7 protein-coding genes are annotated in these 12,625 nt (G+C 47.4%); 5 read left to right on the top strand and 2 right to left on the bottom strand.

Translation table 11 applies throughout. The features are described from left to right. Nucleotides 1-17: 17 nt before the first annotated feature. Together H6F73_RS01175 and H6F73_RS01180 are read right to left on the bottom strand one after the other, a co-directional pair. Nucleotides 18-2,654, bottom strand: a complete 2,637-nt coding sequence (locus tag H6F73_RS01175; protein ID WP_190756992.1) for a methyl-accepting chemotaxis protein — start codon at nucleotides 2,652-2,654, stop codon at nucleotides 18-20. Between the two features lie 189 nt (nucleotides 2,655-2,843). Then, a complete protein-coding gene (locus H6F73_RS01180) occupies nucleotides 2,844-3,341 on the bottom strand; it encodes a chemotaxis protein CheW (RefSeq protein ID WP_190756993.1) in 498 nt (165 codons plus the stop codon). Between the two features lie 851 nt (nucleotides 3,342-4,192). On the opposite strand from H6F73_RS01180, the gene gor reads away from it, so the two are divergent. From gor to mutY, 5 genes are all read left to right on the top strand, one after another. Continuing rightward, nucleotides 4,193-5,545 carry a glutathione-disulfide reductase gene (gor, locus tag H6F73_RS01185; RefSeq protein WP_190756994.1) on the top strand — a complete coding sequence of 451 codons (1,353 nt, stop codon included), beginning with the start codon at nucleotides 4,193-4,195 and terminating at the stop codon, nucleotides 5,543-5,545. 413 nt (nucleotides 5,546-5,958) lie between these two features. After that, a complete protein-coding gene (gene carB / locus H6F73_RS01190; protein WP_190756995.1) occupies nucleotides 5,959-9,210 on the top strand; it encodes a carbamoyl-phosphate synthase large subunit in 3,252 nt (1,083 codons plus the stop codon). A gap of 627 nt (nucleotides 9,211-9,837) precedes the next feature. Next, nucleotides 9,838-10,794, top strand: coding sequence for an RNA polymerase sigma factor, RpoD/SigA family (locus H6F73_RS01195; protein ID WP_190756996.1), 957 nt, complete (start codon nucleotides 9,838-9,840; stop codon nucleotides 10,792-10,794). Nucleotides 10,795-11,041: 247 nt separating this feature from the next. Continuing rightward, entirely contained in the window at nucleotides 11,042-11,386 is a 345-nt protein-coding gene (locus H6F73_RS01200) for a DUF760 domain-containing protein (protein WP_190756997.1), read from the top strand. A gap of 17 nt (nucleotides 11,387-11,403) precedes the next feature. Next, the gene (gene mutY, locus H6F73_RS01205; protein WP_347239442.1) at nucleotides 11,404-12,558 is read left to right on the top strand and encodes an A/G-specific adenine glycosylase; all 1,155 of its coding nucleotides are present in this window, start codon (nucleotides 11,404-11,406) and stop codon (nucleotides 12,556-12,558) included. Nucleotides 12,559-12,625 lie beyond the last annotated feature (67 nt).

The raw sequence follows: 12,625 nt of genomic DNA on the forward strand, positions 1-12,625 counted from the left end.
CTTTATGTATTTTTTCCTCACAGGGTGGTGTCCTCAACCCGAAAGCGAGAGACTGAATCTTGCAAGGCTTGTGCAACTTCGACGAGTTCTTGAAGGGTGCTGGCAACCGCTTGACATTCGCCTGATGTCGTATGAGCAATAGCGGCTGCTGATTGCATGGTTTGGTTAACTCGTTGTGAGGATTGCGCCTGAGATACGGTACTCGTTGAAATCGATTGTAAAAGCTGGTTGGTATTGTGGCTAATCCCGGCTAGTTTACGGAGAGTTTGCTGGGTTTTAATCACTAAATGTGTGCCGGTTTCCACACTTCGCTGGCTTCCTTCCATTGTTTGCAGAGCTTCAGCGGTTTCTTGTTGAATGGTAGTAATGAGTTGCTCAATTTCTTTTGCTGAATCTGTCACTCGTTCTGCCAAGCGCTGCACTTCATCCGCAACCACCCGAAAAACTTGACCGTGTTCGCCGGCACGGGCGGCAGCAATCGAAGCATTAAACGCTAAAAGATTTGTTTTTTCGGAAATTCCAGAAATAATATTAACAATTTTATAAATTTCCTGCGACGACTCCGCAAGGCGTTTCATCTTTTTAGAAGCCTCGTTGACGCTATCATGAATCCGCTCAATGCTATTAACCGTTTGATTCATAGATCGGTTACCATCTTGTGCTGCCACAACGCCTTGACGGGCAATCACAGCGGCTTTCAGGGTAGCACTGGCTATCGACTGCATCGAACGCCCCAAGTCTGCCACTGACTTTAGGGTTGCCGCGATTGCTTTTGCTTGGTTATTCGCCCCCTGGGAGAGGGTTTCCACCTTTTGGGTGCTGTTACAAGCCGATCCGTGCAGCCGGTTTGCAGCAACTTGAACTTGAGTGACAATCTCGCGCAAGCTGCCGATGGTGGCGTTAATCGAAACGGCGAGTTCGCGCAGAGGCGCACAGTTGCTTGCTTCTATATCTGCCTCCACCGGCACGTTTACGGTTAAATCCCCCCGTTTTGCCCCTTCAATTTCTCGCAATAGCTGGTTCACTCCTTGTTGGAGTCGTTCTTTTTCGCGCTGTTGAAAAGCTGCTTCGCTTCCATACCGGCGCACTTGTTCTTCCATTTCAGCGGCAGTTGCACCAATGCTAGAGGTTAACTGATTGAATGTACGGGCTAATTCCCCCACCTCATCTTGCGCCAACACCGGCGCTTGAGCGGTGCGATCTCCCTGTGCAAACTGCCGCACAGCTTGCTGCAGCCGGTTGATTGGATCGGCAATTGTTTTATCAAGTAACATTGCTAGCCAAATATTAATCGCTAAAGCCAGCAATATTAAAATGAGTTGCCAAAATAAACTGTTACTTAAAAGCTGATTTTTACCAGCTTCCTCAATACCCCGCACCAAAATTGCTGCCGGCTCACCGTTATAATTTGACACTGCCTTAGCAGCCATTGTGTAAGTTTTACCCCCAACTGCTACGCGTTCGCTTACTGTTTTACCATCCGCCTCAACCGCTTTGGTGAGCAAGGTGTTCTTAGGAAGGGCACCCCCTGAATGAATGCTATCTTTAATTTTTTCTTGAGAATCTACTAGCGTAAATTGTTCCGAATTTTTGGTTGAGTAAATTGCACTATATCCGCTATTATACGTCTTCATTACTTCTTGGATTAGAAAATAATTTTGATGAATAACTTTTCCGGCAATCAACGCTCCTGTAACATTTTTTGTGTTTGAGTAAATAGGCGCTACTGTATAGTGAATTAAAGTCTCTTGATTTCTTTGATTTCCTATTACCTGAATATTTTCTGCATTTAATTTTCCACTCGAAACAATTTCAATGGCTTGCAGTGGTTGGCCACTTGCAAACACGGGACTGACCATCTGGTTAAAATTAAAGAGTTCTGCTCGCAGGTCAGCATTTGCATTCGCGATTATGCGAAAATCTAGCCCAACTAACGTAGCAGATTCAATATCTAAACCTTTAAGTTCATTGACTAAAGCTGCCCGAACTTGCTCGCGAATTGCCGGAGTTAAATTGCCGCCGGCAGCCGCCATGACTGCACTCGTTTCTGATAGTCCTTGCAACCTAAGCAGGATTTGGTTATTTTTCATCTCATAAGCCATTTGCGTCACAGCTAGCTCTGATTCGGCTTGGTTAACGAGCTGATGACGCAACTGTGAATTAAGTAAAAAAGTCGTGATTCCCACTACTGCCGATACGGTTACAAACTCTGAAAATAGTAATGCAATGAGTTGCTTGCGGCGAATGGGCTGATTATAAAACCATTTAGGGATTTTAAATCTAAAATTTTTAATTTTTAAGGAAGAATGGCGAAGCGCTAACCAAGAATGCTCCTGTGTTCCCCCGTTCCCCGCCTCTATTGATTCAGACGAAGACACCGTTACGTCATCTAAAAAAGCTCCACCCACGTCCCTATGACCCTTGTTCTTCTGCTCCCCTTGGCAGCCGGTAATGCTGCCAAATACACCCCCAGGATCGGCAGCCACCACTTCCTGATAAAGCGTCCGGGCTTCCTCAAAGCGACCTTCTTGATCCAAAGCTTCAGCCAGTTGTATTTTAGCGGCCCAATCTATCCGGTCACGTTCTGCTTGCGCTTCGAGTATCTCAGCCCTTTGCAGAATTGGAGTAGGACTATCGCCATTTTTTTGGGTCATGTTAGATTTTAAATTTTAGATTTTAGATTCTAAATTTTAGATTTTTTAACGCCGCTTGGCTAGTAGTAAATATCCCTAACTGATTCGCTCAACAATTTATACTGAGTTTGTGCCTATTACTTCTTTTTTTAAGCAAGGGAAGCGTGACTTTATCGAACCCTGACCCTACATAGGGCTTAGAATTTACGATTAACTCTCTACGATACGCAAAGCCGCGAAAAGTGCTGACACATTCAGCACGGCAACAGGTAAATCCTCGATTTCAATGAGACCTGTTAAAAATGAACTAAAAGCCGGTGAAAAGCTGGCTGGTATCGGGTCAAGTTTTTCTGGGTTAAGCGACACGATGCCTTTAAGCGTCGATACCACACAAGCCAGCCTGGGGGAGGCGTGATCTGCCTTGGCACCGGCAGGGTTCGGGTTGATCACCAACAGCGTTAAACGATCACGCTTTCGATACTGAATGGATGAGGGCACAAGTCCGAGTAAATCAGTCAGTAAATCTGCTAACTCTAGCACCCATAGTAACTGTCCGCGCTGATTTACCACGCCTAATAAAGCCGATGTGACTCCGGGAACCGGACAAATATCGCTCACGGCTAAAGTCATAACTTCGGAAACACTCTCTAAGGGCAAGGCTAATTGTACGGATTGCCGTAGTTGAATACGAAAATAGTCTTTTACCATAATTAGATAGAAAGAATGAAATAAAGTAAAAGCTAAATTTTTCTTTACTTTTCTCCCGCTCTCTTCTCTTTAAGCACCGGCACAATTTTTCTCGGCATTTCGGCTGGCTGGGTATTTGTATAAGGCATTGCAGCTACCGGCATGAGTTATTGCACTTTTTTATCACAATTCAGTTGTTTATGTTAGGTTTCTATTAATTTGTAATTTATTCGTGATTAAATTATTTATTTTTGTAAACTATTATTTTTTTGTAAATTATTATAAGCTTAAACTCAAGTTGTATTTTGTCCGACGCTGTCATCTAATTTTAGTTGTTTTATCATGATAGTCATCAATTATTTGTATTGCAAGCAACTATTTTCTAAAAAAGTATTGAACGTCCCTAAATGTTCTTCAATCATTAAAATACCAAAAATCAGTAGATCGGTTTATCGGTAAAAGTCGCTACCGGCAAGTTTTGCCCATTTTCTTTATCCACTAAATAATTTAAACCCGTAAAATACCGATGAAAAAAGGTTCCTTAGTATTTTTTAATTTTACAAGCCTTAAGAACGATTTCTCGCCGGCACATCAGTACACATCGAGAAATGAGAACACTGAATGGATCTGTATAAATACGAATTGAGGAGATTGAAAAGGCAGTAGAAATACGAACTGAGGTTTCAGTGTAAACACGGCCAATGTCAAAGGAGGGTGAAACGTTTTAAGTATTTACCCAGCAACCAGAAGCCTTGCCACCGGCAGTGGGAAACGCGCAGGTCTCCCAGCTAAGATACTGGAAACGCTCTCCTTAACATTGAGAGTGTGTCACGCTGTTATTGTGAGTGCTCACAAAGGGAGCAAATTTAATTATGACCTTCGATTACGACCTATTTGTGATTGGTGCGGGTTCTGGGGGGCTGGCAGCTTCCAAACGAGCAGCCTCCTATGGAGCTAAGGTAGCGATTGCAGAAGGCGATTTAGTGGGCGGAACCTGTGTGATTCGAGGTTGCGTTCCGAAAAAACTGATGGTGTATGCCTCAAGCTTCTCCCATCTCTATGAAGATGCGCTGGGTTACGGCTGGGGGAAAGTTGAACCCAGTTTCGACTGGAAAAAACTGACTGAAGTGGTAGACAAAGAAGTTCGTCGGTTAAGCCAACTGCATATTAGTTTCCTAGAAAAAGCCGGCGTAGAGCTATTTCCAGGCTATGGCAAACTCTTAGACGCCCATACCGTAGAAGTGGGCGATCGCAAATTCACGGCTGACAAAATTCTGATTGCCGTGGGGGGACACCCTGTCAAGCCTGACAGACCGGGCATGGAGTATACAATCAGCTCTGATGGTATGTTCCACTTGCCGGAACAACCCAAACGTTTTGTCGCCATTGGTGCCGGCTATATCGCGGTGGAATTCGCTTGTATTATGAACGGTCTAGGTTCAGAAGTTACTCTGATCAACCGGCAAGAAAAAATATTGCGCGGGTTTGATGAGGATCTTCGCACCGGCATTCAGGATGGCATGAGCAAACACGGGATTCGCTTTATCTCTGGTTTAGAAGATCACACACTCAGTATCGAAAAGCAACCAGACGGGCTGAAGGTAACTGTATCAGTCGGCGGTCAAGAACAGACAGTCATGGCAGACGCGATTTTGTGTGCCACCGGACGCAAGCCAAATATCAGTAAGCTGGGTTTAGAAAATGCCGGTGTGGAAATCATCAACGATGCCATTGCCGTCAAATCCGACAGCAGCACCAGCCAACCCAATATCTTTGCCGTCGGTGACTGCACTGATCGGCTGAATCTAACGCCGGTTGCCATTGCCGAAGGGCGGGCGTTTGCAGATACCGAATTCGGACATACCCCGCGCCATATCAGTCATTCCAATGTGGCGACTGCAGTGTTTTCTCAACCGGAAGGCGGCACAGTTGGTTTAACGGAAGCCGAAGCACGGGAAAAATTAGGGGATGCGGTGAAGATTTATCGCGCCAGTTTCCGCCCTATGTTTCACAGTCTCACCGGCGCTGATGAGAAAACAATGGTGAAATTAGTCGTCGATAGTACCACTGAGCGTGTACTGGGCGCTCACATGGTTGGCAAAGACAGCGCTGAAGTCATGCAAGGTCTGGCAATTGCGATTAATATGGGAGCCACTAAAAAAGACTTCGATGCCACTATTGGTATCCATCCCTCAACGGCAGAGGAGTTCGTCACTTTGCGATAGATATTCATCTGTCTGTTGTCGGCATCTTGCCTGCCATAAACTAGCCCTGGTAAAACAATTCCCGAAAAATGCCGATGCCAGGGCCGGTTATGGAAAAACTAAGCGCTTGCTCAAAGATTCCCGATATCACTGCAACTCATTAGCTGCGGTGGCTTCTATTTTGGGCTTTGAAAATTCAGAAGTTCGAGCCGGCAACACAGGGATTAGGGGAACCGGCTGGATTCTTCCCTATGCACCATGTCATCAAAAATTGGCAAACTCGCAGATAAAATCCGGCAACTCCTAGTAGAAACCTCTTAAAATAAACTGGATTTAGCAATCAGCGGTCACGTCTTCCCTGATCTTGTGGGAGTGCGGAGTCCTCAGTTGCAACTGCTAATCTAAAATCTAAAATCTAAAATCTAAAATCAGGTATGCCCCGCCGCGACGACATTCACAAAATTCTGCTGCTTGGTTCTGGCCCTATTGTGATTGGCCAATCTTGTGAGTTTGATTACTCAGGCACCCAAGCTTGCAAAGCGCTGCGCGAAGAAGGATATGAGGTGGTACTGGTTAATTCTAACCCGGCCACCATTATGACAGACCCGCAAACAGCCGACCGCACCTACATTGAGCCGCTGACACCAGAAATGGTGGAAAAAGTCATCGCCAAAGAGCGACCTGACGCCCTTCTGCCAACGATGGGAGGCCAAACGGCGCTGAACCTCGCGGTGACTTTGTCTAAGAATGGAGTTCTGGAAAAGTACGGCGTAGAGTTAATTGGTGCGAAGTTGCCGGCTATTGAGATGGCTGAAGACCGGCTGCTGTTTAAAGAGGCGATGGCGCGGATAGGCGTAGCCGTCTGTCCTTCCGGAATCGCCAAGACGCTGGACGAATCTAAGGCGGTTGCCAAACAAATCGGCTACTATCCCATTATTATTCGACCGGCCTTTACCCTCGGCGGCAGTGGCGGCGGCATTGCCTACAACAAAGAAGAATTTGAAGAAATGGCCCAAGCCGGCCTTGATGCGTCGCCGACGTCACAAATCTTGATTGAGCAGTCGCTCTTGGGATGGAAAGAATACGAGCTGGAAGTGATGCGGGACTTGGCGGATAATGTGGTCATTATCTGCTCCATCGAAAACATCGACCCGATGGGGATTCACACCGGCGACTCGATTACCGTTGCGCCGGCGCAAACGCTGACCGATAAGGAATACCAACGGCTGCGAGACGCTTCGATTAAAATTATCCGCGAGATTGGCGTCGAAACCGGCGGCTCAAACATTCAATTTGCCGTTAACCCCGCCAGCGGCGAGTTCATCGTCATTGAGATGAACCCCCGCGTTTCCCGTTCCTCTGCTTTGGCATCCAAAGCCACCGGCTTCCCGATCGCCAAGTTTGCGGCTAAACTCGCCGTCGGTTACACCCTCAATGAAATTCCCAACGACATCACCAAGAAAACCCCGGCAAGCTTTGAACCCACCATTGACTATGTGGTAACAAAAGTCCCCCGGTTTGCCTTTGAAAAATTCCCCGGAACCACATCGACCCTCACAACCCAGATGAAGTCCGTGGGAGAAGCGATGGCAATGGGTCGCACCTTCCAAGAATCTCTGCAAAAAGCCCTGCGATCCCTGGAAACTGGACGCGCCGGCTGGGGTTGCGACCGGCAAGAGGTCTTGCCCAGCTTAGAGCAAATTCGGGCCGGTTTGCGAACCCCCAATCCGGAACGCATTTTCACCGTTCGCCACGCTATGCAGATGGGCATGACGGTTGAGGAAATCTACGAACTCACCGGCATTGATCCCTGGTTCTTAGACAAGTTGGAGGATTTGCTGCAAACTGAGAAATTCCTGAAGCGGACTCAGCTAAAGAGCTTGACAAAAGAGCAAGTTTATGATATTAAGCGGAAAGGATTCAGTGATCGGCAAATCGCCTACGCCACCAAAACCCATGAAGACGAAGTCCGCGCCTATCGGCAACAGTTCGGGATCAAGCCGGCGTACAAACTGGTAGACACTTGCGCCGCCGAGTTTGAAGCCAAAACGCCTTACTACTACTCCACCTACGAAGAAGAAACCGAGATCATCCCCTCTGACAAACGCAAAGTCATGATCCTCGGTGGTGGCCCTAACCGCATCGGCCAAGGAATTGAGTTTGACTACTGTTGCTGTCATGCCTCCTACTCCCTACGGGAGCAAGGGTTTGAGACGATTATGGTCAACTCCAATCCAGAAACCGTTTCCACCGACTACGACACCAGTGATCGCCTCTACTTTGAACCCCTGACCAAAGAAGATGTACTTAACATCATCGAGGCAGAAAACCCCGAAGGCATCATCATCCAATTCGGCGGCCAAACGCCCCTGAAACTGGCGGTTCCCTTACAAAAGTTTCTGACTCAAGCACTCAGCAACCCGGATTCAGGAGTGAAGACTAAAATCTGGGGCACCTCTCCAGACTCAATCGACACTGCCGAAGATCGGGAACGGTTTGAGAAAATTTTGCGCCACCTCGATATTAAACAGCCCGCAAATGGGATGGCCCGAAATTTTGAGGATGCTTTGGTGGTGGCTAAGCGGATTGGCTATCCGGTGGTGGTGCGTCCTAGCTATGTGTTAGGTGGACGGGCAATGGAAATTGTCTATTCTGACCTTGAGCTGGAACGCTACATGATTTTTGCGGTTCAGGTGGAGCCAGATCACCCGATTTTAATTGATAAGTTCTTGGAGAATGCGATTGAGGTTGATGTGGATGCGATCGCAGATCATACAGGGCGTGTGGTCATCGGTGGCATCATGGAACACATTGAGGAGGCCGGCATTCACTCTGGGGACTCGGCTTGCTCAATTCCTTATATAACCCTCTCCTCGGATGTCTTAGACACCATTCGGACTTGGACAGTGGAACTGGCGAAGGAACTGAAGGTGGTGGGTTTGATGAATATCCAGTATGCCGTACAGGGCGAACAGGTTTACATTCTGGAAGCCAACCCCCGCGCCTCTCGGACTGTGCCGTTTGTCTCTAAGGCGATTGGCGTTCCTTTGGCGAAGATGGCATCGCGTGTGATGTCTGGTGAAACTCTAGAGTCTTTAGGGTTTACTGAGGAGATTATTCCCCAGCATATTTCTGTGAAAGAAGCGGTGCTGCCGTTTGATAAGTTTGCCGGTTCGGATACAATTTTAGGGCCAGAAATGCGCTCCACCGGCGAGGTGATGGGCATTGACACCGATTTTGGTACGGCGTTTGCGAAGGCGGAATTAGGAGCCGGCCAGCGTTTGCCCCTGTCTGGCACTGTGTTTGTATCAATGACGGATCGGGAGAAAGCTGCCGTTGTGCCGGTTGTTAAGGATTTAATGGAGTTGGGCTTTAAAGTTTTGGCAACCACCGGCACCCGTCGCGTTTTGCAAGAACACGGGCTGAAAGAGGTGGAATTGGTGCTTAAGCTTTATGAAGGCCGGCCCAATGTGCTGGATGCGATTAAAAACCAGCAGATTCAGCTAATTATTAACACGCCTTCTGGGGAAGATGCCCAAGCCGAGGGCCGGTTAATCCGCCGCACTGCTTTGAGTTACAAAATTCCTATCGTCACCACGATTGCCGGTGCCAAAGCAACCGCCTCTGGCATCCGCTCTCTCAAATCTCAACCGCTAGAAGTCAAAGCTCTGCAAGACTACATTTAACTAGCACAAAATATTGTGAATGAAGAATTTCTTAATTAATTCTTCAAAAGCTTCCCAAACTTCTCTCCCCTGCCATCCATAGCAGGGGATTTTTTTTTTGGAGATAGGTAGATTTTTAGAAAAATTAACATAACCGATCTTTAGGCAGATACAGCCGCCTGGAGAAAATTGCTACTATTTTGTTTCCCTTGATGCACTCAGAAAAAAAAATTTTGGCTAATCTCTACAAATAAATTCTTTACACGCCCTTTTAAAGGGTCGATCCGGAAAATTGATCCGGGGGAGTAGACAATCCTTTCAGAAATGTTACAATAGTTAACATAGTACAATTCAAGTTAAGAAACTATATGACATTCGCAATTATCCTGGTCGCTGCAGTTGCTCTGGCTGCGCTTGTAATCCAGTCAGTGACTCAAGCCCAGGCTCAATCTCAATCAGAACTCGTTCCAATTCCTGTTAAGATCCACGAACGGTCGTAATGTCAGCTGGAGTTCAGCGCCCCTGACTCAGCGGATGGGTTGCCGGATATTCCTTAGCTGTCGGAAAGCTTGCCAATACCCCCAATCGGCTGGCTACACTAGCATCATGACTCCAACCCCCTCGTTATCTACACTCCGACATACTGCCATGAAGACTGCTCAGACTTCCACGGATTTAGTCCGCACTTACCTGCGAGAAATTGGCCGCGTGCCGCTGCTGACTCACGAGCAGGAAATTTTGCTGGGGAAGCAGGTTCAGCGCTCCACGGCACTGCAAGAAAAAAGAGAAGAACTGGCTGCTAACCTGGGTGTTGAGCCTACAGAGGCTGAGTGGGCGCAGTACGCAGGAGTGTCTGAGGCAGAGTTGCAGCAGACGATAGCAGTTGGTGAAGTCGCAAAACGCAAGATGGTAGAGGCTAATTTGCGTTTGGTAGTGTCCGTTGCTAAGAAATATATTAAGCGCAATGTGGATCTCCTGGACTTGATACAGGAAGGCACGATCGGAATGCAGCGGGGTGTGGAAAAATTTGATCCGACTAAAGGATATCGCTTTTCCACCTACGCTTACTGGTGGATTCGTCAGGCCATTACCCGCGCCATTGCGGAAAAAGGCCGCACCATTCGCTTACCCATCCACATTACCGAAAAACTCAATAAAATTAAAAAGGCGCAGCGCTATCTCGCCCAAAATTTAGGACGCGCCGCAACAGTTACTGAGCTTGCCCAGGAACTTGAATTAACGCCTAAGCAAATTCGAGAATACCTGGAACGGGCACGCCAGCCGCTATCCTTAGATTTGCGCGTTGGCGATAACCAAGATACCGAACTTGGCGACTTATTGGAAGACACCGGCCCTTCTCCAGAAGATTTCGCGGTACAGTCTTCTTTGCGGGCTGATCTAGAGTCGATTATGGCCGATCTGACACCCCAGCAGCGGCAAGTTTTGTCAATGCGCTTTGGGTTAGAAGATGGACAAGCGATGACGCTGGCAAAAATTGGCGACCGGCTCAATATTAGCCGAGAACGGGTGCGCCAGATCGAACGTGAGGCGTTGACTAAGCTTCGCAAGCGCAAAGCCGATATGGGCGAATATGTAGCCAGTTAAATTGATTTTAGGTTGTAGATCCCCCCTAGCACCGAGCGAGGGGGGATCGCTCTTTTAAAGCCCTCCCATCTAAAATTTAAAAATCGGTGAGGAACCCGTCTCTTTAGGTTCGGTTGCACCCACTGCCCAACTTCTATCAGACTGCTAAATTAGTATGTAGAAAAGTAAAGTTAACGTAATTGAAGTTCCTGACATCAACGACTTTACTGAGAGAAACGGGAGCTTCTGATGCTAGGAGGTACTTAAGGTGAATAACCAATCCAATCGCACTCCCGAAAATTACACCGGCGAACCTGAAGTTGGCAATTTGCTGTGGCACTATGTTCAATCGATGAATCCTGAAATCGTTGCTCAGCTGTCTAAACCTAGCTCTACTGAAGTGTTTCAGGTGATGGAACGAAACATTATCGGGTTGTTGGGGAACTTACCTTCAGAACACTTCGATGTGAACATAACGACAAGCCGTGAGCACCTGGGTAGACTTTTGGCTTCAGCAATGATGAGCGGCTACTTTATCCGCAACGCTGAGCAAAGAATGACGTTTGAAAAGTCATTACAATATGCTGAAACCAGTATTCCTGACGAAGAGTAACTACATTTCAGGGTAAGGTGCGCTTGCCAAAAGCCCCATTAAAATTCTATTCCCCTAAAGATTCGGCAGACACGCAAGAGAGTCTGCCGAATTCTATTGTTTTAGAATTGCGAAAATCGCTACTTTCATGGTATAATTATAGCCATCGAAATTTACCTTGGCGGCGCAGCCCAGAACCCTACAAAATCTGGGTGTCGGAGATTATGCTCCAGCAGACGCAGGTAAAGACGGTGATCCCTTACTATGAGCGTTGGCTGGCAAAGTTTCCCAACATTGAACATCTGGCAGCCGCAGACTTGCAAGATGTTTTGAAGGCTTGGCAAGGTTTGGGTTATTATGCCCGTGCGCGGAATCTCCACAAGGCATCGCAGGAGATTGTAGAGCGTCACGGGGGTTTATTTCCCCACCGGCTTGAGGAAGTCTTAGCTTTACCTGGAATTGGGCGCACGACTGCCGGCGGCATTCTCAGCTTGGCATTTAATCTGCCGGTGGCAATTCTGGATGGGAATGTGAAGCGAGTTTTGGCGAGATTGATGGCGCTGCCGGTGCCGCCGGCGAAGGCAAGCAAGCAATTATGGCAGATGTCGGAAACGCTTCTTGATCCCCAAAATCCGCGAGACTTCAACCAAGCATTGATGGATTTAGGGGCAACGATCTGTACGCCGCACAATCCAGCTTGCCTGCTTTGCCCTTGGCAGCCTCACTGTGAGGCTTATAATTTAGGGATGCAATCTGAGCTACCCATGCGAGAAGTTTCTGCCCCCATCCCCCATAAAATTATTGGTGTTGCCGTCATCTGGAATGACGAAAGAAAGATTTTGATTGACAAGCGCCGGCAAACTGGACTGCTGGGAGGCTTGTGGGAATTTCCGGGCGGTAAATTAGAAGAAGGGGAAACGCTGGAAGCCTGTATTCAGCGCGAGATTCAGGAAGAGTTGGCGATTGATATTGAAGTAGGCGAACATTTAATTACTATTGAACACGCGTACACTCATTTTCGGGTGACGCTAAATGTTTATCACTGCCGGCACCTTAGTGGTATTCCTCAGCCGTTGGAGTGTGATGAAATTCGCTGGGTAACACTGGATGAAATTGATCAATATCCGTTTCCCACAGCGAATGTGAAAATTATTGAGGCACTGCGTCAGTATGTGGGGAAGCGAGGGAAGTGAGCAATAAAATTAGTCTAGAAGCGCCACAATAGCGACAAAATTTTCAGATGATTTAATTAATTAAGGG

The sequence above is a fragment of the Microcoleus sp. FACHB-68 genome (assembly GCF_014695715.1).
Taxonomy (GTDB): domain Bacteria; phylum Cyanobacteriota; class Cyanobacteriia; order Cyanobacteriales; family Oscillatoriaceae; genus FACHB-68.